General features: G+C 65.7%; 18 protein-coding genes. 9 read left to right on the top strand and 9 right to left on the bottom strand.

Annotation, left to right across the window (positions count from 1 at the left end; translation table 11 throughout):
* Positions 1 to 70 precede the first annotated feature (70 nt).
* The 6 genes from AmiPiv_RS09590 to AmiPiv_RS09565 all read left to right on the top strand — a co-directional run bounded on the left by AmiPiv_RS09590 (position 71) and on the right by AmiPiv_RS09565 (position 9,022).
* Positions 71 to 667, top strand: coding sequence for an ANTAR domain-containing response regulator (locus tag AmiPiv_RS09590; protein WP_340037160.1), 597 nt, complete (start codon positions 71 to 73; stop codon positions 665 to 667).
* The gene (locus AmiPiv_RS09585; RefSeq protein WP_340037159.1) at positions 664 to 1,902 is read left to right on the top strand and encodes a CmpA/NrtA family ABC transporter substrate-binding protein; all 1,239 of its coding nucleotides are present in this window, start codon (positions 664 to 666) and stop codon (positions 1,900 to 1,902) included. The genes AmiPiv_RS09590 and AmiPiv_RS09585 overlap by 4 nt, the downstream gene beginning before the upstream one ends.
* Before the next feature lie 354 nt (positions 1,903 to 2,256).
* On the top strand, positions 2,257 to 3,546 hold the full coding sequence (locus AmiPiv_RS09580; protein WP_340037158.1) for an MFS transporter: 1,290 nt from the start codon (positions 2,257 to 2,259) through the stop codon (positions 3,544 to 3,546).
* Between the two features lie 18 nt (positions 3,547 to 3,564).
* Positions 3,565 to 6,015 (top strand): nitrite reductase large subunit NirB, encoded by a 2,451-nt coding sequence (gene nirB, locus AmiPiv_RS09575; RefSeq protein ID WP_340037157.1) that lies wholly within the window; start codon positions 3,565 to 3,567, stop codon positions 6,013 to 6,015.
* A gap of 5 nt (positions 6,016 to 6,020) precedes the next feature.
* Positions 6,021 to 6,350 (top strand): nitrite reductase small subunit NirD, encoded by a 330-nt coding sequence (gene nirD, locus AmiPiv_RS09570; protein WP_340037315.1) that lies wholly within the window; start codon positions 6,021 to 6,023, stop codon positions 6,348 to 6,350.
* A 2-nt stretch (positions 6,351 to 6,352) separates the two neighbouring features.
* A complete protein-coding gene (locus tag AmiPiv_RS09565) occupies positions 6,353 to 9,022 on the top strand; it encodes a nitrate reductase (RefSeq protein WP_340037156.1) in 2,670 nt (889 codons plus the stop codon).
* A 31-nt stretch (positions 9,023 to 9,053) separates the two neighbouring features.
* On the opposite strand, the gene nagA is transcribed toward AmiPiv_RS09565, so the two are convergent.
* The 9 genes from nagA to AmiPiv_RS09520 all read right to left on the bottom strand — a co-directional run bounded on the left by nagA (position 9,054) and on the right by AmiPiv_RS09520 (position 20,814).
* On the bottom strand, positions 9,054 to 10,238 hold the full coding sequence (gene nagA, locus AmiPiv_RS09560; protein WP_340037155.1) for an N-acetylglucosamine-6-phosphate deacetylase: 1,185 nt from the start codon (positions 10,236 to 10,238) through the stop codon (positions 9,054 to 9,056).
* Positions 10,235 to 11,527 carry a class II D-tagatose-bisphosphate aldolase, non-catalytic subunit gene (locus AmiPiv_RS09555; RefSeq protein ID WP_340037154.1) on the bottom strand — a complete coding sequence of 431 codons (1,293 nt, stop codon included), beginning with the start codon at positions 11,525 to 11,527 and terminating at the stop codon, positions 10,235 to 10,237. The genes nagA and AmiPiv_RS09555 overlap by 4 nt, the downstream gene beginning before the upstream one ends.
* On the bottom strand, positions 11,524 to 13,590 hold the full coding sequence (locus tag AmiPiv_RS09550) for an ROK family protein (protein ID WP_340037153.1): 2,067 nt from the start codon (positions 13,588 to 13,590) through the stop codon (positions 11,524 to 11,526). The genes AmiPiv_RS09555 and AmiPiv_RS09550 overlap by 4 nt, the downstream gene beginning before the upstream one ends.
* Positions 13,587 to 14,456, bottom strand: a complete 870-nt coding sequence (locus tag AmiPiv_RS09545; RefSeq protein WP_340037152.1) for a transcriptional regulator — start codon at positions 14,454 to 14,456, stop codon at positions 13,587 to 13,589. Before AmiPiv_RS09545 ends, AmiPiv_RS09550 begins: the two co-directional genes overlap by 4 nt.
* Before the next feature lie 115 nt (positions 14,457 to 14,571).
* Positions 14,572 to 15,672: an ABC transporter ATP-binding protein gene (locus AmiPiv_RS09540; RefSeq protein ID WP_340037151.1), complete on the bottom strand. Its 1,101-nt coding sequence runs from the start codon at positions 15,670 to 15,672 to the stop codon at positions 14,572 to 14,574.
* Positions 15,673 to 17,700 (bottom strand): DUF5107 domain-containing protein, encoded by a 2,028-nt coding sequence (locus tag AmiPiv_RS09535; protein ID WP_340037150.1) that lies wholly within the window; start codon positions 17,698 to 17,700, stop codon positions 15,673 to 15,675. It abuts the gene before it with no gap.
* Positions 17,697 to 18,542: a carbohydrate ABC transporter permease gene (locus AmiPiv_RS09530; protein WP_340037149.1), complete on the bottom strand. Its 846-nt coding sequence runs from the start codon at positions 18,540 to 18,542 to the stop codon at positions 17,697 to 17,699. The genes AmiPiv_RS09535 and AmiPiv_RS09530 overlap by 4 nt, the downstream gene beginning before the upstream one ends.
* Positions 18,543 to 18,544: 2 nt before the next feature.
* Positions 18,545 to 19,429, bottom strand: coding sequence for a carbohydrate ABC transporter permease (locus AmiPiv_RS09525; protein WP_340037147.1), 885 nt, complete (start codon positions 19,427 to 19,429; stop codon positions 18,545 to 18,547).
* A 107-nt stretch (positions 19,430 to 19,536) separates the two neighbouring features.
* Positions 19,537 to 20,814 carry an ABC transporter substrate-binding protein gene (locus tag AmiPiv_RS09520; protein WP_340037146.1) on the bottom strand — a complete coding sequence of 426 codons (1,278 nt, stop codon included), beginning with the start codon at positions 20,812 to 20,814 and terminating at the stop codon, positions 19,537 to 19,539.
* 205 nt (positions 20,815 to 21,019) lie between these two features.
* On the opposite strand from AmiPiv_RS09520, the gene AmiPiv_RS09515 reads away from it, so the two are divergent.
* The 3 genes from AmiPiv_RS09515 to AmiPiv_RS09505 are packed head-to-tail and all read left to right on the top strand — an operon-like array spanning position 21,020 to position 24,246.
* Positions 21,020 to 21,748 (top strand): FadR/GntR family transcriptional regulator, encoded by a 729-nt coding sequence (locus AmiPiv_RS09515; protein WP_340037145.1) that lies wholly within the window; start codon positions 21,020 to 21,022, stop codon positions 21,746 to 21,748.
* Positions 21,745 to 22,932: a PLP-dependent transferase gene (locus AmiPiv_RS09510; RefSeq protein ID WP_340037144.1), complete on the top strand. Its 1,188-nt coding sequence runs from the start codon at positions 21,745 to 21,747 to the stop codon at positions 22,930 to 22,932. Before AmiPiv_RS09515 ends, AmiPiv_RS09510 begins: the two co-directional genes overlap by 4 nt.
* 36 nt (positions 22,933 to 22,968) lie before the next feature.
* Positions 22,969 to 24,246 (top strand): ABC transporter substrate-binding protein, encoded by a 1,278-nt coding sequence (locus AmiPiv_RS09505; protein ID WP_340037143.1) that lies wholly within the window; start codon positions 22,969 to 22,971, stop codon positions 24,244 to 24,246.
* Positions 24,247 to 24,302: the final 56 nt, after the last annotated feature.

Genomic DNA, 24,302 nt, shown 5'->3' with positions numbered 1-24,302 from the left:
CCGTGTGTGGAGTGACGAAATTTGCTCTGCTGCATTGCACAATGCGCGGATGCGCGCAAAATAGCGGTCGATGACCGCCAAGCCCCTCGCCGTGCTCGTGATCGACGAAAACCGAATCCGCGCCTCGATCATCGAGGCCGGGCTGCGGGAGGCCGGCCATGAGGACGTGACGCTGGTGCACGATGTCTCCGGCATCGCCAAGCGCATCGCCGAGGTCAATCCCGACGTCATCGTCATCGATCTGGAAAACCCCAACCGCGACATGCTGGAGAACATGTTCCAGCTTTCGCGCGCGGTGAAGCGGCCGATCGCCATGTTCGTCGACCGCTCCGACAGTGCCTCGATAGAGGCAGCGGTCGATGCCGGCGTGTCGGCCTATATCGTCGACGGCCTGAAGCGCGAGCGGGTCAAGCCGATCCTCGACATGGCGGTGAGCCGCTTCAATGCCTTTGCGCGGCTGACGCGCGAACTCGAGGAGGCGCGCAGCGAACTCGAGAACCGCAAGGTGATCGACCGCGCCAAGGGCATTTTGATGAAGTCGCGCGGGCTCTCCGAGGCGGATGCCTATGCACTCTTGCGCAAGACCGCGATGAACCAGAACCGCAAGCTCGCCGAGATCGCGCAAAGCCTGGTGACCGCGGCGGGCCTGCTGGGAGACGACGCATGACCGACGCCCGCTTCGAGATCGCCGCCGGTTTCCTGCCGCTGCTCGACAGCGCGCTGCTGGTCGCCGCGCGAGAGAAGGGCTTTGCGGCGGACGAGGGCGTAGCGCTCAACCTCGTCCGCGAGACATCATGGGCCAATGTTCGCGACCGGCTCGCCGTCGGCCACTTCCAGGTGGCGCACATGCTGGCGCCAATGCCGATCGCCTGCAACCTCGGGCTGACGCCGCTGGCCGCGACCACCATAGTGCCGATGGCGCTCGGGCTTGGCGGCAACGCCGTCACCGTGTCGAATGCGTTGTGGGCAAGGATGGCGGCGCATGGCGCCACCGATGATCTTGCGCCGCGCGCGGCCGGCGACGCGCTCCGCGCTGTAGTGGCGGAGAAAGCCGGCGGCGGCCAGCCGCCGCTGCGTTTCGCGGTCGTGCATCCTCATTCGGGGCATAACTACGAACTGCGCTACTGGCTTGCCGCCTGCGGCATCGATCCCGACCGCAAGGCAGAGATCGTGATCGTGCCGCCGCCGCTGATGGCGGATGCGCTCGGCTCGGGCGCGCTCGACGGCTTCTGCGCCGGCGAGCCCTGGAATACGGCGGCCGTCATGCTCGGCCACGGGCAAATCGCCACCGTGAAGGCCAAGATATGGCGGTCGAGCCCAGAAAAGGTGCTGGGCGCCGACGCGCGCTGGGCCGAAGCAAACGACGACGCGCTGGCGGCACTGCTGCGCGCCGTCTACCGCTCGGCGCAATGGTGCGCCGAACCTGCCAATCATCAGGAACTGGCGGCCATCCTGGCCGCCCCCGCCTATGTCGGGCGGCCGGCGGAATGGATGCGGCCGGCGCTGTCGGGCCGCATGCACATAGGTCCGGACGCAACCGTTGATGTCCAGGATTTCTTTGTCCCGCAAGCCAAGGCGGCGACCTTCCCATGGAAGAGCCACGCACTGTGGTTCTACAGCCAGATGGTGCGTTGGGGGCAGGTCGGGCATTCGGCGGGAAACACGGCCGTTGCCCGCGAAACCTACAGGCCCGACCTCTACCGCGCCGCCCTCAAGCCCTTGGGCGTCGCCCTGCCGGGCGCCAATGCCAAGGTCGAGGGCGCGCTTGCCGCTACGACCCCGGTCGGTTCGGCGGGTGCGAGCCTCACTCTCGGCCCGGACGGCTTCTTCGACGGCAGCCTGTTCGATCCCGACGAACTTGATGGCTACATCGCCGCCCAAGGGCAGGATCGGAACGGCTGACGATTTATCGGGCACCTCTTTTTCGATGCACAACAAATAGGCAGTAAATGGCAACGGCTGATCATGGATTGGCCGGTTGCAGCTTCGCCGTCAAATCATCGAAACCAACGTAACCAACAGATAATACAAGCAATTTCGTCGCATGGCGAAACTGGCACGCTTTGTGCAATGCAATAAGCGAGGCCGACGACAGGCCAGACATATCGGCGTCCAATGGCGGGCGCCCCAGGCGAAGCTGCCGATCGGATGACCGCGATCCCGGATGTACGGACGCGCGACCCTGGTCGGCAGCTTTCTTGTTTTTAGCGATCCAACTCAGCGCGGCGCCTCCCAAGCCGCCCCACGGAGCCGACGATGAACGCAACCATCCCTGCCGCCCCCAGCCTGGTCAGTGGGCCGAAGCGGGCGCTTGCCATGTCCACCCTCGCCTTCACCGTGTGCTTTGCCGTATGGACGATCTTTTCCATCATCGGCGTGCGCATCAAGCAGGAGCTCGGGCTTTCCGAAACCGAGTTCGGTCTACTGGTCGGCACGCCCATCCTCACCGGTTCGCTGGTGCGCATCGTGCTCGGCGTCTGGACCGACCGCTTCGGTGGACGGCTCGTCTACACCGCAACCATGCTCGCAGCGGCTATTGCGACCTTCCTGCTCGCCTTCGCCCAGACCTACACGCAGATGCTGATCGCCGCCCTCGGCGTCGGCCTTGCCGGCGGCTCGTTCGCCGTCGGCGTCGCCTATGTCTCGCGCTTCTTCCCCGCCGGCAAGCAGGGCACCGCGCTTGGCATCTTCGGCGTCGGCAACGTTGGTGCTGCCGTAACCAAGTTCGCCGCTCCCTTCGTGCTCATCGCCGCCGGTTGGCAGGAGGTGGCTCTGATCTGGGCGGCAGTGCTTGGCTTCATGGCCTTCATCTTCTGGTTCGGCACCGAGGACGACCCGGTCATCCGCGAACGCCGCATCCACGGCGGCCAACCCAAGGATTTCTGGAGCGAGTTCGCGCCGCTCAAGAACGTACAGGTCTGGCGTTTCGGCCTCTACTACTTCTTCTCCTTCGGCGCCTTCGTCGCGCTCGCACTGTGGCTGCCGCGCTACCTGATCGGCGTCTACGGTTTCGATATCGCGACCGCGGGCATGATCGGCGCTGCCTATTCGATCCCGGCCAGCATCTTCCGCGCCTATGGCGGCGTGCTGTCCGACCGCGTCGGCGCCCGCACCGTGATGTACTGGACCTTCGGCGTCTCGGCCGTCGCCACCCTGATCCTGGCGCTGCCGGCCGCCGACTATGTCGTGCGCGGCATCAGCGGACCGATGTCCTTCCACTTCGAGGTCGGACCGATCGCCTTCATGGTCGTTGCCTTCGTTCTCGGCTTCTTCATGAGCCTGGGCAAGGCCGCCGTCTACAAGCACATCCCCGTCTACTACCCGCAGAATGTCGGCGCGGTCGGCGGCCTGGTCGGCATGATCGGCGGCCTCGGTGGCTTCGTCCTGCCCATCGCCTTCGGCGCGCTCAACGACCTCACCGGCCTGTGGACGAGCTGCTTCATGCTGCTCTTCGCCATCGTTGTCGCCTCGCTCGTCTGGATGCACCTGTCGATCCGCAGGATGTCGCGGACCGAGATCGAGCCGCTGGCGGTCGCCGCGCAGTAACGGACAAGGACCATCACCATGACCGAGAGGCTCATCATCATCGGCAACGGCATGGCCCCCGGGCGCATGCTGGAGCACCTGCTGGAAGCGGCGCCGGACCGTTACCAGGTCACCATCTTCAACGCCGAGCCGCGCGTGAACTACGACCGCATCATGCTGTCGCCGGTTCTGTCGGGCGAAAAGGACTACGAAGAGATCATCATCCACGGCGACGGCTGGTACATCAAGCACGACATCACGCTCTACAAGGGCCACAAGATCGTCGCCATCGACCGGCAGGCCAAGACCGTGACCTCCGACCACGGCGTGACCGAGCCCTATGACAAGCTGGTCATCGCCACCGGTTCGGTGCCGTTCATCATCCCGGTGCCCGGTAGCGACATGGCCGGCGTGCTCACCTACCGCGACCTCGACGACGTCAACGCCATGTTGCTTGCCGCCCAGTCGCGCGCCAAGGCGGTGGTCATCGGCGGTGGCTTGCTCGGGCTGGAAGCGGCGGCGGGCCTCAGCCTGCGTGGCATGGACGTCACCGTGCTGCATGTCATGCCGACGCTGATGGAGCGCCAGCTCGATGCGGCCGCTGGCTACCTGCTGCAGCGCGCCGTGGAGGCGCGCGGCATCAAGGTCCTGACCAAGGCCAACACCAAGGCCATCGCCGGCAACGGCAAGGTCGAAGGCATTGAGCTGGCGGACGGAACGACGGTCCCTGCCGACCTCGTCGTCATGGCGGTCGGCATCCGCCCCAATGCGGGGCTGGCAAAGGAAGCCGGCATCGAGACCAATCGCGGCATCGTCGTCGACCACGGCATGCGCACCTCAGATCCCGACATCCTTGCGCTCGGCGAATGCGCCGAGGTCGGCGGCCAGGTCTACGGCCTGGTGGCCCCACTCTACGAGATGGCGCGCGTCGCAGCCGCCCGTCTGGCCGGCGACGACACTGCAGCGTTCGTCCATTCCGACACCCCGACCAAGCTCAAGGTCACCGGCATCGACCTCTATTCGCTCGGCGACTTCGCTGACGGCGACGACCGCGAGGAGATCGTGCTGCGCGATGCGGCGGCCGGCGTCTACAAGCGTCTGGTGCTCAAGGACAACCGCATTATCGGCACCGTGCTCTACGGCGAGACCTCCGACGGCGCCTGGTTCAACGACCTCAAGAAGAAGCAGACCGACATTTCGGAGATGCGCGACACGCTCATCTTCGGCCAGGCCTACCAGGGAGGATCGCCGCTGGACCCTATGGCGGCCGTTGCAGCGCTGGCGGATGACGCGGAAATCTGCGGCTGCAACGGCGTCTGCAAGGGCAAGATCACCAGCACCATCACCGCCAAGGGCCTGACCTCGCTCGACGACGTGCGTGCCCACACCAAGGCGTCCGCCTCTTGCGGCTCCTGCACCGGGCTGGTCGAGCAGCTGATGTCGCTGACGCTAGGCGACGCCTACAACCCGACCGCCGTCCAGCCCATGTGCGGCTGCACCGATTTCGGCCATGATGATGTCCGCCGGCTGATCAAAGCCAAGAGGTTGAAGACGATTCCTGCAGTGATGCAGGAACTTCAATGGAAGACCTCATGCGGCTGCGCCAAGTGCCGGCCGGCGCTCAACTATTACCTCGTCTGCGACTGGCCGGACGAATATGCCGACGACTACCAGTCGCGCTTCATCAACGAGCGCGTCCACGCCAACATCCAGAAGGACGGTACCTATTCGGTGGTGCCGCGCATGTGGGGCGGGGTGACGAATTCGAACGAACTCCGCGCCATCGCCGATGTCGTCGACAAGTTCGAGATCCCGCTGGTCAAGGTCACCGGCGGCCAGCGCATCGACATGCTCGGGATCCGGAAGGAAGACCTGCCGGCGGTCTGGGCAGATCTGGGCAAGGCTGGCTTCGTCTCGGGCCACGCTTACGCCAAGGGACTGCGCACGGTGAAGACCTGCGTCGGCTCCGACTGGTGCCGCTTCGGCACGCAGGACTCGACCGGGCTCGGCATCCGCATCGAGAAGTTCATGTGGGGCTCGTGGACGCCCGCCAAGGTCAAGATGGCGGTGTCGGGCTGCCCGCGCAACTGCGCCGAGGCGACCTGCAAGGACGTCGGTGTCATCTGCGTCGATTCCGGCTACGAGATCCATTTTGCCGGTGCCGCCGGCCTCGACATCAAGGGCACCGAAGTACTCGGCCTGGTGAAGACGGAGGACGAGGCGCTGGAAGCGATCGTAGCGCTCACGCAGATGTATCGTGAGCAAGCCCGCTATCTCGAGCGCATCTACAAATGGGCCAAGCGCGTCGGCGTGGCCGAGATCAAGCGCCAGATCCTCGACGATGCCGAAAAGCGGAAGGCCTACTACGACCGCTTCGTCTTCAGCCAGAAATTCGCCCAGGTCGACCCGTGGTCGGAGCGCGTCTCCGGCAAGGACAAGCACGAATTCCGGCCGCTTGCCTCGGTCGGTTTTGCGGAGGCTGCGGAATGAGCAAGATGGACTGGATTTCTATTGGCATGGTCACCGACATTCCCTTGCGCGGCGCGCGCTGCGTGAACACGCCTCAGGGCAAGATCGGCGTGTTCCGCACCGCCGAAGACCAGGTCTTCGCCATCGAGGACCATTGCCCGCACAAGGGCGGGCCGCTGAGCCAGGGCATCGTCCACGGCGCGTCCGTGACCTGCCCGCTGCACAACTGGGTGTTCTCGCTCGAAACCGGCGAGGCGCTGGGCGCCGACGAAGGCTCGGTCAGGACCATCCCGCTCAAGGTCGAGGACGGGCGGCTGTTCATCGCCCTCGACGTCCTGGCTTCGAAGGCAGCGTGATCATGACGGATGCACGCGAGGTGAGGACCGCCTGCCCCTATTGCGGGGTGGGATGCGGCGTGCAGGCGCGGGTCGCCGCGGACGGCGAAGTGTCCGTGCGCGGCGACCCCGCAAATCCGGCCAATTTCGGCAAGCTGTGCTCCAAGGGATCGGCGCTCGGTGAAACGCTCGGTCTCGATGGCCGGCTGCTCCATCCCGAGATTGCCGGTCGCCGCGCCGGTTGGGACGATGCGCTCGATCTGGTGGCAAGGCGGTTCTCCGAGACCATAGCGCAACACGGGCCGGATTCGGTCGCCTTCTACGTCTCCGGGCAACTGCTCACCGAAGACTACTACGTCGCCAACAAGCTGATGAAGGGTTTTGTCGGCTCGGCCAACATCGACACCAACTCGCGGCTCTGCATGGCCTCGTCGGTCGCGGGTCACAAGCGGGCCTTCGGCGAAGACATCGTGCCGGGCACCTACGAGGATTTCGAAGAGGCGGACCTCGTCGTGCTGGTCGGCTCCAACACGGCCTGGTGCCATCCGATCCTCTACCAGCGGCTGCTCGCGGCACGGGCCGCGCGCGGAACCAGGATCGTCGTCGTCGACCCGCGCCGCACCGCGACCGCGGCGGAATGCGACTTGCACCTGCAGCTCAAGCCGGGCACGGACGTGCTCCTGTTCAGCGGCCTGCTCGCCCATCTCGCGCGCAGCAGTGCCGTCGACCAGGCTTACGTGGCAACGCATACGATCGGCTTCGACGCGGCACTCAGCCTGGCTGCAGCCGACGCGCCCTCGGTTAGGCGGGTCGCCGAAACCTGCGATCTGAACCCGGCCGACATAGCCGCCTTCTACGACTGGTTCACGTCGACGGAGCGCACGGTCACCGTCTACAGCCAGGGTGTCAACCAGTCGGCGCATGGCACCGACAAGGTCAATGCCATCCTCAACTGCCATCTCGCCACCGGCCGCATCGGCAAGCCGGGCATGGGACCGTTTTCGGTCACCGGCCAACCCAATGCCATGGGTGGCCGCGAAGTCGGCGGCCTCGCCAACCAGCTCGCCGCGCATATGGGCTTCGAGGATCCGTCCGCGCCCGACCGCGTCGGCCGTTTCTGGGGCGCACCGCAAATCGCCCGGCGGGCCGGCCTCAAGGCGGTCGATATGTTCGAGGCTGTGGCCGACGGGCGCGTCAAGGCGCTGTGGGTGATGGGCACCAACCCCGCGGTCAGCATGCCAGACGCCACGCGGGTGCGAGCGGCGCTCAAGGCTTGCGATTTCGTCGTGGTCACCGACGTGACCCACACCGACACGACTCGCTTCGCCGATGTGCTTCTGCCCGCCGCCGCCTGGGGCGAGAAGGACGGCACGGTGACCAATTCCGAACGCCGCATCTCGCGGCAGCGACCGTTCATGCCCCTGCCCGGCGAGGCACGGCCGGACTGGTGGATCGTCACTGAAGTCGCCCGGCGCATGGGTTTTGCGGCGGCCTTCGACTACGCGGGACCGGCTGCGATCTTTCGCGAGCACGCAGCGCTTTCCGCCTTCGAGAACGACGGCGCAAGGCTGTTCGACATCGGTGGGCTAGCCGACATTTCGTACGACCAATACGAGGCGCTCTCGCCCGTCCATTGGCCTCAGCGGCGTGGAGTGCCCACAAATGAGCGTCTGCTGGGCGACGGGCGCTTTCCCACCGCCGACGGCCGCGCCCGCTTCGTGGCCGTGCGCCAGGAAGGCGCGGCGCTGCCCGTCGACACCACATATCCCCTTGCCCTCAACAGCGGCCGCCTGCGCGACCAGTGGCACACCATGACCCGCACTGGCCGGGTGGCGCGACTGATGGCGAACGCGCCCGAGCCTGCGCTGGAGTTGAACCCCGCCGATGCAGCAGCGCTCGACCTCGCCGATGACGACCTCGCGCGGATCGACAGCCGCTACGGCAGCGGCCGCGCCAAGGTGCGCGTGAGCGATGGCCAGCGCCGGGGCGAGGCCTTCCTGCCGATGCACTGGAGCGGGCGCTTTGCCGCCAACGCAGCGGCGGGGGCGCTGTCGGCGCCAGTCACCGATCCCTTCTCCGGCCAGCCGGAGCTCAAGCACGTGCCGGTGCGGATTTTTCGTGAGCCGGTCGAATGGGTCGGCGTGCTGATGACGCGCCGCGATCTGAGGCCCACCGGCTTCGTCCACTGGAGCCGAGCCGCCGTCGACGGCGGCTGGGTCTACGAGCTTGCTGGAGCCGAGCCGCCCGAACAGGGTATCTTGCTCGCCCGCAGGCTGATCGACGTCGTGCCGGCCGACCAGCGCCTCGAATATACCGACCGGCGAACTTCGACCTTCCGGGCCGCCGCCACCGATCCGCAAGGACGGCTTGCCGAGGCGCTGCTGGTTGCCCCTCGCGGCATGCTGCCCGAACGCGACTGGCTGTTGTCCCTGCTCGCCTCGAGCGAACCGCTGACGCCGCTCGACCGGCGCGCGCTTCTCTCGGGCAGGGCGCCGGTGCCGATGCCTTCGGTGGGGCGCATCGTCTGCTCGTGCTTCAATGTCGGCGCCAACCAGCTCGCCGGCGCCATCGCCGGAGGCTGCGCCACGCTTGCGGACATCGGCAAGACGACGAAGGCAGGCACCAATTGCGGCTCCTGTCGGTCGGAGATCAAGGCGATGCTCGATGACAGCGAGTTGCGGCTGGTCGGATGACGTCCGCCAACCCAGCCGACCGCCGCGCCAGCTAAAGGTCGATCTGCGACGAGAGCACCGCCCGTGGCGCGAGGTCGCTGCCAAGCAGCACGATGTCGGCGCGGGCACCCTCCCCCAGACGGCCGATCTCCTGCGACAGTCGCATCAAGGCCGCAGGCGCGGCCGTGGCCGAGGCAAGGGCCTCCTCAAGGGGTAGGCCGACGTCTTCGACTAGGCGCCTGACGGACGAGGCCATGTCGATGTGGACACCGGCAAGCGAGCCCAGGCGATTGACCAGCTTGCCGTCGACCACCCGGATCGTTTCGCCGTAGAGCTCGAATTGATCCGGCCCGTTCCAGGTGGGCATCGCATCCGAGACCAGCACCATGCGATCGCGGCGGGAGCGCGCGCGGATGGCGAGGCGCAGCACCGTATCGTCGATGTGGTGGCCGTCGGCGATGAAGCCGCAATAGAGATCGCTGTCGAGTGCAGCGCCCACCACGCCGGGCGCGCGCGAGGTCATCGGCGTCATGCCGTTGAACAGGTGCGTGACGGCCGAGGCCCCTTCGGCGATGGCCGACCTGACGGTGGCCGCATCGGCCGCGGTGTGCCCCAGCGAGACGAGCGCGCCCAGTGCACAGAGCCGCGCGATCGTGCCTTGCGGAACGCATTCCGGCGCCAACGTGAGCAGCACCGGCAATCCGGCGTGGCGCAGCCTTTCGACAACCGAAAAAGTCCGTTCGTCGATGGGCCGGATGAAAGCCGGATTGTGGGCGCCCTTGCGCTCGACGCTGATATGCGGGCCCTCGAGATGGATGCCGGCGACGCCAAACCTGCCGAAGGCGGCGATGGCAGCGTCCGCCGCCCTGTCCATCACCTCCGCCGCGTCGGTAATCAGCGTGGGCAGGAACGCAGTGGTGCCGGTCGCGCAGTGGGCAGCGCCAATCCTTTCCAGGCCCTCGACGGTCGGTGTCGTGTTGAACAGCACGCCGCCGCCGCCATTGATCTGGACGTCGAAAAACCCTGGTGCCGCGAGACAGGCCGTGCGCCACACCGGCGCGCCGTCAACTCCCGCTTCACTCCCTGGGCGGACGGCGGCGATCCGTCCGGCTTCGATGCGCAGCGCGGTTCCATTGCGCAGCATCTCGCCGTCGAAAAGCCGATTGGGCGACAGCCACCAGGCATCCACCTCGTCCAGGTCGAAAGGAGGCCGGTCCGCCAAAGACAGCAGGGTCACTGCTTTGCTCCGTAGCAGGCGAAGTAAGGCGCCAGCGCCTCCTGGATCTGGGCGTAGATCAGAGCCCTGGACCAGTTGCTCACGGTCGGCTCCAGCCCCTCGGCGCGATCCATCACCGCAGGCGCGAAAAATTGCTCCAGGACGGTCCGCGGCGGACGGCGCGACCCGAGATCGGCCAGCAGCCGCATCACGGCGCCAGCTGCATCGGGCTGTGCCCAATAATAGCGGATACGGTCGGCATAGCTGAAGTGGCGCAGCAGGTGTTGCTCGGCTTCGTCGCCCGCATAGTGTTTTGCCCAATTGCCGGGATTTGCCAGCATCAGCCGTTCCATGACCGACGCGACCAGCGCGCGGTCAGAGCTGGGCGCGACCCAGCCCGCCACCGCGTCGAGCGCGTAGATCGCCTGGCGGTAGGCATAGGTCAAAGCGGGGCCGACCTTGAGCACCGCGAAATGGCGCCGCGCCAGTTCGGGGAAGACGTCCGGGGCCTGGTAGTCGGTCGAATGCGCCTCGAAAGACAGGCCTGGGTGGCCTGCGAGCACCGGCGCGAGCCTGTCCGGGGCAGCCGTGTCGAAGCGATGGACATGATCCGGCGCGAACTCCAGCCCCGGCTGCACCACCAGCCCGACTGCGCGTGCCCAGGCGGTCTGTTCGAGGCCACGTGCGGCAAACGCCTGGCGGTGCGCCTCGATAGTGGCAAGGGCGCTTTCGGGCGCCGTGGGCACGATGCCATGCGAGCCGTCCTCGGCACGCGCGCCGCCTGGCGGCGGCACTTCGGTGCCGTACATGTAGCTCAGTGCCTCGGGCTCGCCTGCAGCAGCCTCGCAGACGGCGGCAAGGTCGGCGGCGCGTTCGGCGCTGACCTGATCGCCGACTTGCGGCAGCTCTCCGGCACAACCCTCGGAACAGTCGAGATGGATCTTGGTGAAGCCAGCCTGCACGTAGGCTGACACGAGGTCACGGGCGTGTCCCATCGCCACCTCGGCCGGCCGGTCGCGCCATGCCTGGGGGCCGAGATGGTCGCCACCGAACAGAATGCGTTCGGGCGAGGCGCCGTTGTCGTCGCAGATGTGCCGCACGAAGCCGACGAAATCGGCGGGCTTCATCCCCGTATAGCCGCCGAACTGGTTGACCTGGTTGCTGGTCGCCTCGATCAGAAGCGGTACGTCCGCCTCCTCGGCAAGCAGCACCGAGGCCGCCACGACGTCGGGATGCGCCGAGCAGACCGACGGCATGGCTTCGCCCGAACCCGCGCGGTTGCGGGCGATCAATTCCCTCAATTGCCTCATCGCAGGGAGTTTCCTTCCACCGTTGCACGCGCCAGCATCGCCGCGCCGCGCACGCCGCTCGCGTCGCCAAACCTGGCGACTTCGAAAACCGGGCTGCGCACGCCCGGCAGCTTGTGATCGGCAAAGACGCCGGTGAGCTTGCCGGCAACGCCTTCGATGCGCGACAGGCCGCCGCCGAGCACCACGCAGTCGGCATCCACGGTGAGCTGGATCGTGTGGATCAGCTCAGCCAGCAGGTCGAGCCAGGCGTCGAACACTTCGCCCATCGCGGGGTCGCCGGCAGCCGCCTGCGCGGCGATCTCTTCCGGCTTCGCCGCCCGGCCCGTCATGTGTTCGCAGAGCCGGCTCATGCCCGGTCCGGAAACCAGCGTCTCGTAGCAGCCGACGCGGCCGCAGCCGCAGGCGACGAGCGGCAGCTTGCGCCGGCTTACAGTGGCGGCCGGCAAGCCAAAATGCCCGACCTCGCCGGGCAGACCGTTGAGCCCCGTCACCAGCCGGCCGTCGACGCAGACGCCGCCGCCGACCCCGGTTCCGAGGATGAGCCCGAAGACGGTGCGATGGCCGGCACCCGCTCCGCCATTGGCCTCCGACAGGGCGAAGCACTTACAGTCGTTCGCCACCGGCGTCGCGCGGCCGAGCCGCGCGCCGAGATCGGCGCTCAGCGTGTGGCCGGTCGCGGGAAGGTTGGCGGTTGTCGAGCGGCCCGTGACCGGATCGATGAGGCCGGGAATGCCGATGCCTATCGGCAGGTCGGTGCCAGCTTCCCTTTCGAGCCAGCGCACCTCTTCCACAACTGCCTCGACGAGCTGATCGTAGCTTTCCTTTTGCGTGGCGCTCCTGCGCCTCGCCACCGGCTCCAGCCTGTCGTCGAACAGACAGGCCTCGATCTTGGTGCCGCCGAGATCGAGTGCACCGAACAGCCGGGGTCCGGCCTTCGGCAACCCGTAGAGTTTGACGCCGGCGACCACGCGGGTCAGGTTGCCGCCGCTGAACGGGTTGTCGACATTGATGCCGAGCCTGTCCGACCAGATCACCGCCAGCATCTGCGCCACCAGAACGTAGAGCGGCGAGGACCAGGCGTCGTTGCCGACCACGGGGATTTCGATGTCGGCGCCGTCGGCGACGCTGCCGAGCCGCACGACGCGATCGGCGCCGAACTGGACGGCGACTTCCGCCGCCAGGTCCATGTCGTAGGCACGCGTGAACGGATCGGCGGACTGCAGCACGAAGACGCGCGTATCATCGTTCACGACCGCCTTGGGGCCATGGCGGAAGCCGAGGGTGGAATCCCACGACGTCGGAATCCTGCCGGCCGCGAGTTCCAGCACCTTGAGCGCGCACTCCCGCGCCGAACCGGTCAGCGGACCGGACCCGAGGAAGACGGCTCGCTCTGGCATCGCCAGCGCTGGCAGCTTCTCGAAGCCGCGCGCGATGACCGTCTCGGCCGCAGATGCCAGTTCGTCAAACAGCGCGGTGACCGGAAGCGGCGGCGCAGGGTCGAAACAGGCGAGCGCCGACAACAGCATCGTCGTGTAGCTCGACGTCATGGCGAAGCCGCGATCGTCGGTTTCGGACGGCAGCACGATCGTGCGCAGTTCGCCCGGTCCTGGATGGTTTTGGCGCGCGAGCGCGCTGTCGCCGTTGCAGGTGATGTGCAGCCTGTCGGCCTCGGGCGCATGCGTCGAAAGCAGGTCGAGCGTGGCGATGCTTTCCGAGCTGTTGCCACTGCGACCGAAGGAAACGACGAGGAGCTTCACTCCTGGCCGAATGAAGTTCCGCGGGCACGCCACCAGGTCGGTCGTGGGCACCGCGCGGAAGCGCGCAGGCCCCGCGGCCCGATTGAGATGGGCGGCGAGCGTCTCGCCGATGAAGGCGGACGTGCCGGCCCCGCAGAACCAGATCTCGTCATGCGTGCGCGCTTGCAGCCAGTGGCGGATGTCGCCGGAGATCGCATCGATCCTCGGCCCCCAGCTGCGCCACACCGACGGCTGCTGGGCGATCTCGCGCGTCGTTGCCCAGCGGTCGAGGCCGGCCGACATGTTTGCCGCCGATTTTGCGGTCATTGGGTACTCCCGTCATTTGGATCGACGCGATGGACCGTAACCCCTCGCGCCTCGATCATCTCGGCAACCTCATCGGGCAGGCCGGTATCCGTGACGATCGAATGGATGCGATCGAGTTCGCAGAAGCGGTGCAGCGCCGGCGCCCTGAACTTGGTGGAATCGGCCAGCACCACGACGCGCTGGCAGACATTGATCATCGCCGTGTTCTGATGCGCCTCGTCCTCGTTGAACGTGCTGAGGCCGAATTCCGGATCGATGGCGTCGGCGCCAAGGTAGACCGTGTCGAAGCGCATGCTGGCCAGCGTGTTCTCGACCAGGCGGCCCGACACCGACCGCGATTCGAAACGCACCGTACCGCCCGGCAGCATGACCGTATGCTGGCTGGCATCGCGCAGGGCGTCGACGGTGTTGAGGGCGGTGGTCATGATGACGAGGCCGGCGGCATCACGAAGGCTTTCGGCAAACAGCTGCGCCGTCGAGCCGGAATCGACGATGATCGAGCGGTCGGTCTCGACAAGGCTTCGGGCAAAGCGCGCGATCGCTTTCTTCTGGGCGAGATTGACGACCGCCTTGTCGGTGATCCTGGGCTCGAGATAGGAGCTGCGCTCGCTGCCGCGCGCCAGCGCCATCGCGAGAGCGATGCGGAAATCCGGGAGCCCCTTGAAGCCATAACGGCGGCAGAAACGCACGACGCTCGGCTCGCTGACCTCGGCGGCCAGAGCAATCTCCTGCACAGGCTTGTGCATGAAGCCGTCCGGCGCGGACAGCAGGTACTGTCCGACGCGCCGGAAGGTCTTGTTCAGCTCGGGCAGGTCGTTCGAGATGAGCTCGATCAGCGACTGGCCGGACTGGTGAGGGGTTTCCATTGCAGGCTCCTTGTCGGGCCGTGCCGCAGCTGCCGCCGGAGGCACATCGCCTCCGCCACGGCCGGACTGATCGGCATCGAGCCAACGCCTCTGGACAGGCGCTTCCGGCCATTCCTTAGCCCGCATTCGCCACGCTCCGGAAGCGGATGTTGCGGCCCCCGGCCTCGAAAACATGAAGCCGCTCGGCGTTCACCCGGAACGCGAGCCGGTCGCCCGCTTCGACGCCTGCCTGTCCCGGCAGCTTGGCGATGATCGGCTGCCCGTCGGCCAGCCGTCCGTAGACGATGGTCTCGCCACCGAGCTGCTCGACCACCTCGACGACGATTGCGATCTCGCCCTTGTCGTCGATGGTCATGTCTTCCGGCCTGACGCCGAGCTCGACGCCGTCGAGGGCGAAGTCATTGGCGACCGGCAGGTCGAGCGCAACGCTTCCCGCACCCGGCAAGCGGAGTTCGACCGCGCCGACCTTGGGGCGCCTTGCGGTCACCTTGATGAAATTCATCGGCGGCTGGCCGAGGAAGCCGGCGACGAACTTGTTGACGGGATTGTTGAACAGCTCCAGCGGCGTGCCGACCTGTTCGACGACACCGTTGCGCATCACGACCATGCGGTCTGCCAGCGTCATGGCCTCGACCTGGTCGTGGGTGACATAGATCATGGTGTTGCCGAGCCCGGCATGGAGCTTGGCGAGTTCCACGCGCATTTCGGCACGCAGCGACGCGTCGAGATTGGAAAGCGGCTCGTCGAAAAGGAAGATGCGCGGCTTGCGCGCGAGCGCGCGGCCGATCGCGACGCGCTGGCGCTGGCCGCCCGACAGGGCCTTGGGCTTGCGCTCGAGCAACTGGTCGAGCTTGAGCAGCCTGGCCACCTCGACCACGCGTGCATCGATCTCAGGCTTCGCTGTGCCGGCAATCTTGAGGCCGAAGCCGATGTTCTCTGCCACCGTCATGTGCGGATAGAGCGCGTAGGACTGGAACACCATCGCGATGCCGCGCTCGACCGGATCGGCCCTGGTCATGTCGACGCCGTCGATGATCAGCTGCCCGGCGGTCATCTGCTCCAGGCCGGCGATGCAGCGCAGCAGCGTGGACTTGCCGCAGCCGGAAGGGCCGACAAGCACAACGAACTCGCCTTCCTCGATGTCGAGATCGGCGCTGCGGATGACGTCGACCGATCCGAACGACTTGCGAATATCGCGCAGTTCCACGCGGGCCATTTAGTTCTCCTCGATTTCGGACGCGACTCGCATGCGGAAGTCCAGATGCTCGGGCAAGGGGTTAAGCTTGAGCCGTTCGCGCAGCTCGGATGGGGCAGCCGGCCGACCGAGCGCCCCCTCGAGACGCCCTTTCTGCAACGCGTTCCACAGATCCTCGGGCAAGGTCTCGCCCTCGCGGATCGTCGCGAACTGCCGCTCCAGCAGCGCCTCGAGCTCGTCCAGGTCGTTGCGCCCGGCTGCGAGCAGCGCCCGGGACAGGACGATGCGCTCCTGCTCCTGCACCTGATCGGGGCCGGAGACAAACCGGCCGAGCGTTTCGAGCCGGCCATCTTCCAGCAGGAAACGGACGATCTCGACGGCAAGCGATGCCGGCGCACCACCGGCCGACCAGGCCGCGAGATAGGCCTGTTCGGCCGCGTCCTTGTCGGCCGCCACCAATGCCCGCTGGCGCAAACCCAGCCAGGTCGGCTTCAGTGCCAGCGACCGTTCGAACAGGCCGCGCGCCTTGTCCACTTCCCCGCGATCGAGAGCTGCAATGCCGAGCAGCAGCGCGTGGAGCCAGGTCTCGCCGCTTGAGGCGTTGCTTTGCTCCAGGGCCGCGACCCAGCTGTCCGATACTGCAAATTCATCCGGGACCACGGACAGGCTCGCCTCCGAGAACTCCCCCTCGGCAAGCAGATCGTCCCAGCAGTCCTTCGGCGTGGCAGTCGAGAAATCGAGCCCGGCAGCAAGAGCCCGTCTCGTCAGGCGCTCATGGCGACCGCCCCATGCCACGCCCTCCGCGATCCTGTGGCCCACCGGCTGGCGCGATACGCGGGTCAGGAAGGCATCGATGTCTTCGAGTTCGCTCTCAGGGAAACGCCGGTCCACGGCCTCGGCGGCCGCGGTAACCGCCGATCCGTAGTCCTTGTCATGGGCGGCGGCAGGCGCCACCGACAGCGCGCCATAGGCCTCGGTCCAGTGGATCTCTCCGCCCGCCGGCAGCTCGAAGCGCTGGTTCTGCGTCGGCGCGATGCCGCTCTGGATCTCGATGTAGTCGCCCTCGCCGGGAAGGGACAGGTAGTCCATCCAATGCTGGCCGCCCGGAGCGGTACCGAAATAGAAGAACTTGCGGCCGCGCATGGCTCCCGTCGCCGTCTGCGTCAGACCCGTTCCCTGCTGGTCGAGCGCAGCGATGAACAGCCGCTTCGCCTGCGGCTGGCGGAAGAACACCGAGGTCGCGTCGCGCCAGTTGCCGGGGTAGGAGCCGTCGAAGCGCGCCGGATCGGGGAAGGCAAAACGTTCAAGCTGGTTGCCCGGCAGGACATGCTCGATGGCGTAGTCGGCCGGGCTCAGGACACGCATGCCGGGCGCCGTCGGCACCGCCACGTTGGTCCACCAGTAGGCGAGCTTCGCCCTGGGATTGGAATTGACGATGCGGCCATGCACAAAAAGGCGGTCGTCGTCATCGGGCAGGAAGAGATCGATCTGCCAGGTCGCCTCGACGATGCGGTCGAACTCGTAGAGCCTGAGCACCGGTCCGCGCTCGGTCTCGGTGATGCCGGCGAAGACCGGGGCGCAGGTAAAGGGCGTGTGGCCGGGAATCAGGCCGTTCCATTCAATGCCGCCCGAAAACCATGCGTTGAGCGCGGCCAGGTTCGCCGGCTGGAAGACCGGATTGTGGAACACGAGGTCGCGTCTGAGCGCCAGATCGTGCAGTTCCATCAGCCGGCCGCCATATTGCGGCGCCACCGAAACGCGCAGGCGGCCGTTGCTTAACGTCACCAGCGGCATTTCATCAGGCTGAGGCGCCCGATCGTAATCGTCATAGACGCGATAGGGCAGGATCGAATCCTCGCCCCAGGCAAAGGGATGGGCATCTTCTTCGGCATTCAGCCCGACATTGGGCGGCGTCTGCTTGCTCGGGATCGGTTGCTGCCAGCGGAAGCGCGGCAGGCCGCTCGGCCCGCCAAGCCGCGCCATCGGGATACGGACCGTGGTCTGCTCGATGCGGGTCACATGGTGCGTTGCCTTGAGCACGCCGGTCACTTCACGCCTCCCATGGTGATGCCGCTGATCATCCGTTCCGACAGGATGACGAAGAGCGCAATCGTGGGCACCATCACGATGGTGACGCCGGCGAACAGCCCAGCCCAGTCGCCGCCCGAATATTGCATCGAGGTGATCAGTGAATAGATGCCGAGCGACAGCGTCCGGTTTTCCGGGCTGTTGATGAGGACGAGCGACAGCTGGTACTCATTCCAAAGGCCGACGAAGTTGAGGATGGCGACCGTCGCGATGCCAGGCACGGCGAGTGGCAGCATGACGTGCCGGAACACCTGGAAGTCCGAGCAGCCGTCGATGATCGCAGCGGACTCCAGTTCCGAAGGCAGCGACGAGAAGAAGCCTTCGAGCACGTAGATCGTGAACGGGATCGATAGCGCGACATAGACGACGGTAAGCCCGGTCAGCGTGTCGGCGAGCCTGAGCGTCGCCATGATGACGAAGAGCGGAACGAAAAGCAGCGGGATCGGCACGCCCATGCCGAAGGCGAGGAAGCTCGACAGCGCTTCCCGGCCGCGGAACCGGCCGCGGCTCAGGACATAGGCTGCCGGCACCGAGACCAGCAGCAGCGCCGCGACCGAGACCGAAACCACGAGCAGGCTGTTGAGGAAATAGTCGCCGAAACGGCTCGCCACCCAGGTCTTCACATAGTTCCCGAACGCGGGCTCGGCCGGAAACGTCCAGGGCGAACCGAACAGGTCACGGTTCTTCTTCAGCGAGGCGAGGATCACCCACAGGACGAAGAACACCGAGAAGGCCGACCAGCCGCCGACGAACACATAGGCAATCGCGCGCTTGAGCGGGGCAGGAAACCGGGATCTGGTCATGATCAGAACTCCACCCGCTCGCGACGAAACACGAGCCGCAGGAACAGGATGGTCACGATGGTGAGGACGAAGAGGACGACGCCGATGGCGGTGGCGTAGCCGAGCGCGTAGACCGGCTCGCGCTGGCCGAAGCCCATGATGTAGAGATAGATCGACGGCGTGTAGAGGTTCTGGTCGATGTTCGGCCCGCCGAAGGCGTATGGAAATTCCATGATCTTGATCGCCTGAATCGACCACAGCACGAGCGTGATCAGCACGACATCCCAGATCATCGGCAGTGTCACGTAGCGAAAGACCTGGAAGGTGCTGGCGCCTTCGAGGCGAGCCGCCTCGTACATGTCGGCCGGAACTTTGTCGGCGCCGGCGAGGATCAGGATGGTGAAGAAGCCGGTCGAGATCCAGATCAAGCCGACCATCATGGCGTAGAACACGTTCTCTGGCGCCGTCCAGGCAACGCCGGCGAGGCTCGTCAGCCCGATCTGCTTGAGGAAATTGGTGAGCAGGCCGTAACGCGGCATGAACACGAACGACCAGAAAGTCGTGATTGCCACCACGGCGATGATGTTGGGCATGAAAATCAAGGCGCGGAACAGCTTCTTGCCCCAGAGCCCCGAGTTCAGCAGCATCGTGAACAGGAATGCGAGGCCGAAGATCGCTATGCCACCGACCAGGAGGATCAGCGCCATGTTGCGCAGCGAGCGCCAGAAGATCGGATCGCCAAGCAGCGTGACGTAGTTGCCCAGGCCGACCCAGACCGGCTCGCTGCCGAAGCCGGACGTCTTGTAGAAGCTGAGGTAGAACGCCTGGATCGCGGGAAGCACCAGGAAGCCGAGATACAACGCCAAGGCGGGCGCCAGGAACGCTATGACCATTCGTCGTCGCATCATCGCGCCGCCCTTCCCTGGTTGTCAGGCACAATCATCAGGCGGACGAAACGTCCGCCGCCATAGGTCGGCATGGGCAGCGTCGCGGCTGCCCATGCCTTTGGGTCCGGCTACTTGTTGGCGGCCCAGAATTCCTTGGTCTTGGCGACCAGGGTTTCGACGAACTGCTCCGGCGTCGTCTCGCCGAGGAACATCTTGTTGTACTCCGGATTGAGCACCTGCGAGGTGAAGTCCGGATAGGCAACGTTCAGGCCACCGCCGAAGGGTGAAAGGGCGGTTGCCGCGGATGCGGACTGATAGGCGTCGCCCAACACGGCCGGCCATTCCACGCCCTTGCGGGTGACACCCACGCCGGCATCAGCAACCAGGATCTTCTGCGCCTCCTCGCTCATGACATATTTGAGGAAGCCGGCAGCCTCCTTGGCATTCGGAGAACCCTTGAGCACGATGAAGGACAGCAGGCCGACCTGAAGGTCCGTCGCCTTGCCAGCGCCGCCCTTTACGGTCGGGAAGTTGAAGGCACCCCAGGGGAAGTCCTTGCCGGCACTCTCGGCGAGTTCGGTGGGCAGCCATGAACCGACAAGCTCGCCCATGGTGTCGCCCAGTGCGATCGTCTGCTGTCCGGCCGGATACTGGAAGCCGCGCGCGTCGTCGGCGAAGCAGCCGGCATCCCACAGCGCCCGGCTCGCCTTGGCCGCCTCGAGCACCGCTGGGTCCGACCAGCCGGCGCCCGACTTGTCCTCGAAGGCCTTGATCAGCGCGCCCGAACCCTTGGCGCGCTCGAGATGATTGGCGAAATAGAGGATGTTGTAGAAGGCGACGTTGCCTTCGATGACCAGCGCTTGCTTGCCTGCGTTCTTGACGGCGCCGCACAAAGCAAGAAGTTCGTCGAAGGTCTGCGGAACGGAGCCGCCAACCTCCTTCATCATGTCCTTGTTGTACCAGAAGTTGACCGTGTTGTAGACGTACGGCACCTGGTAGAGCTTGCCGGCATCGGCATAGACGTCGAGCACGCCCGGCAGGAAGGCGCCCTTGGTATCGGCATCGAGGTCGGCCGAAAGATCGTAGGCTAAGCCTTCCTTCTGCAGGCCGCCGGCCAGCTGGTCGCTGTCCTGATCCATGAAGTCGACCTGCGTGCCCGCCTGCAGGGCGCCGCGCAGCTTGGTCTGGTTCTGGCGGCCGTTCCAGACGACCTTGAAGGTCACGTCCGGGTTTGCCTTGGTGTAATTGTCCATGATCTTGCGCAGGGCCGCTGCCTGCGGCTCCGGCTCATTCCACATCGACCAGAAGACCAGCTCCTTGGCCGAAGCCGTACCTGCCCCGGCGGCAAGGCCGGCAGTTGTAAGGGCAAATGCGGCCAGTGCGCGCCGCGAGACCTCCGAAACCATCTAACTCCTCCCTCTTTCAGGACAGTCGCGCCGTTCGCGGGCGGGTCCAGGCGGCTAGAGTTAGCGACAGCCTGAAATTTTGCAACAAGATTCTATTGCTTTCCTACATTTTTGTAATTTTCCTACAATCGAAATTGGCACCTTGACAAGCCACGCTCCAATCGGCACCAATTGGACCAATGGTCCGACCAATTTCGAGGTGCGAATGTCGACCCTTCAGTCGATAAGGCCTACTGCGCGCGACGATGCCGTGCTCAACGTGCTGGCGGATTTCGTCACTGTCGAGGGTCTGCAGCCGGGCGACAGGTTGCCGACCGAGCGCGTGCTCTCGGAGCGCCTGAAGGTCAGCCGGACGACGGTACGTGAGGCCCTCACGCGCTGGGAAGGACTAGGTCTCGTCGAGCGCCGCCAGGGTAGCGGCACCTATCTCAAGGCGGCGGTCTCGCGCGACATGTTCCACCTGCCGCTGACCTTCGCCTCGGGCAACGACTTCGAAAGCCTGATGCAGACGCTCGAGATCCGCCGGGCGCTGGAAGCCGAGGCCGCTGCACTCTGCGCCCAGCGTGCCGGCCCCAAGGAGATCGCCTTCATCCGCGAAAAGCTGGAAGCGATGGAGGAGGCCTTCCATGCCCACGCCGGCATGTCATCCGAGGAAGACTGGGACTTCCACCTTGCCATCTACAGCGTCTCGGGCAATCCCCTGTTCGGACAGATCATTTCGGCCATGCACGAGGCGTTCCACCGATTCTGGGAGCACCCGCTCGGCGTGCGCGATTTCGGCCATGCCAGCTTTCCCTACCACCGCGCGCTCTACGATCGAATCGTCGCGCATGACGCCGATGGCGCGCGTGCCGAGGCGTTGAAACTCATCGCCACCGTCGAGGACGACCTCCGGCGCGGTGCGGCCAATCTCAAAACTGCGGACATCAAATGAACGACCGGACGAGCGATTTCGACAGGGACTACATCGCCGAAGCGGCGACGCTTCTGGCGCACGACGATCCCTTCCCTGGCGGGGCAGTGGTGCCGCCGATCTACCAGACGTCGCTGTTCACCTTCGACAACTATGCCGACATGGCCGACACCTTCGCCGGCCGAAGCACACGCCCGATCTATTCGCGCGGCAACAATCCGACGGTGATGGAATTCGAAAGCCGCATCGCGGCCCTCGAGGGCGCGGAAGCCGCGCGCGGCTTCTCCAGCGGCATGGCGGCGATCAGCTCCACGGTGCTCGCCTTCGTCGGCACCGGCCAGCGCATCGTCGCCATCCGCAACTGCTATGGCGATGCCTACCGCCTGTTCGAGCGGCTTCTGCCGCATCTCGGCATCAAGGTGGACTATGTCGACGGCTCCGATGCGGACGCGGTCGCCGCCGCCCTGCCGGGTGCTGCGATGCTCTACCTCGAAAGCCCGACCTCGATGATGTTCGAGCTGCAGGACCTCGAATTGCTGACGGGCATGGCGCGCGAGCGCGGCATAATCACCGTCGTCGACAATTCCTGGGCAACGCCGCTGTTCCAGAAGCCGATCCTGCACGGCGTCGACCTGGTCATGCACTCGGCCTCCAAATATCTCGGCGGCCACAGCGATACCGTCGCGGGCGTGGTTGCTGGCTCCGCCGAGCACATCCGCCGCATCAACGAGCGCACCTATCCCTATCTCGGCGCAAAGCTTTCCCCCTTCGAGGCATGGCTTTTGCTGCGCGGCCTGCGCACGCTGCCGCTGCGGCTGCCGCACCACATGAAGAGCGCGCTCACCATTGCCGAGCGGCTGAAGGGCCATGCCCATGTCGAGCGCGTCAACCATCCCGCCTACTCCAACCATCCGGGCAAACGCACGCTTGCAGGCTTCTCGGGCCTGTTCTCCTTCGAGGTGACCGAGGACGTCGACGTGCCGGCCTTCGTCGACGCGCTCAAGCTGTTCCGCATCGGCGTCAGCTGGGGCGGGCACGAAAGCCTCGTGGTGCCGGCGCTCGCCTCGCTGCAGCAGACGCCGGACGCCAATTCGATCGGCCGGTTCGGGGTCAGCCCGCGGACCATCAGGCTGAATGTCGGGCTGGAAAACGTGGAGGATCTCTGGGCCGACATCGATCGGGCCTTCGAGGCGACAAAGAAATAACAGCTTCAAAAACCGAGCTAAATGGGAGTGACTGTAATGAAGAAGTACGGAGTGTTGTTCGCGACGGCCATCGGCCTCGCCCTGTCGGCCGGCACGGCCCTGGCGGACTCGACGATCAAGATGGTCGAGGTCATCACCAGCCCGCCGCGCACCGAATTCCTGAAGAAGCAGATCGCCGAGTTCGAGGCGGCCAATCCGGGCGTCAAGGTCGAGCTGGTGTCGCTGCCCTGGGGCCAGGCCTTCGAGAAGTTCCTGACCATGGTGCAGGCGGGCGACACCCCCGACATCGTCGAGATGCCTGAGCGCTGGCTCGGCCTCTATGGCACAAATGGCCAGCTCGAGGACCTGGGACCCTACATGGCCAAGTGGGGCGACGCCGCGACCCTCGGCGACCGCGCCAAGCAATTCGGCTCGGTGGTCGACGGCAAGCAGTACATGATCCCCTACGGCTACTATCTCCGGGCGATGTTCTGGAACAAGAAGCTGTTCAAGGAGGCCGGCCTCGACAAGGCCCCGACGACGCTCGACGAGTTCATGGAGGCCAACAAGAAGATCTCGGCGCTCGACGGAAAATATGGCTACTGCCTGCGCGGTGGCCCCGGCGGCTTCAACGGCGTTCAGATGTTCATGAACATCGCCAACGGCAAGGGCGGCTACTTCAATCAGGACGGCACTTCGACCATCAACGAGGAAGGTTCCGTCAAGGGTCTGCAGATGCTGGCCGACATCTATAAGAACGGCTACGCGCCGAAGGACAGCGTCAGCTGGGGCTTCAACGAAATCGTGACCGGCTTCTATTCGGGCACATGCGCAATGCTCGACCAGGATCCGGATGCGCTGATCGGCATCGCCGAGAAGATGAAGCCGGAAGACTTCGCGGTGGCACCCATGCCGGCCGGCCCCTCCGGCAAATCCTATCCGACGCTCGGCTATGCCGGCTGGTCGATGTTCGCCAATTCCGACGTCAAGGAAGACGCCTGGAAGCTGATGTCGACGCTGCTTTCGCCCGCAAACAACATCGGCTGGGCGAAGGAAGTGGGCGTGCTGCCGATCCACAACAGCGCCGCCGAAGATCCGCACTTCAAGACCGAGCAGTTCAAGGGCTGGTTCGAGGAGCTGAACAGCCCCGACAAGTTCGAGTTCGTGACGCCGCCGGTCCATCTCGAAAACCTCGGCAACTTCTATGACCAGGTCTCGGTCAAGAACTTCCAGGAGGTGCTGCTGGGTCAGCGTACGGCCAAGGACATCGCCGACGAGTGGGCTGCGTTCCTGACCAAGGAACAGCAGGACTGGATGGCCAAGAACAAGAGGTAGGCGGCCACGTCGGGGCGTTCGCGCCTCGCACTCCTTGCCGTCCCCACGCCCCGAAT

This window comes from Aminobacter sp. Piv2-1 (genome assembly GCF_037625995.1).
Classification (GTDB): domain Bacteria; phylum Pseudomonadota; class Alphaproteobacteria; order Rhizobiales; family Rhizobiaceae; genus Aminobacter.
This window is presented reverse-complemented; position numbering and strand designations above follow the sequence as displayed.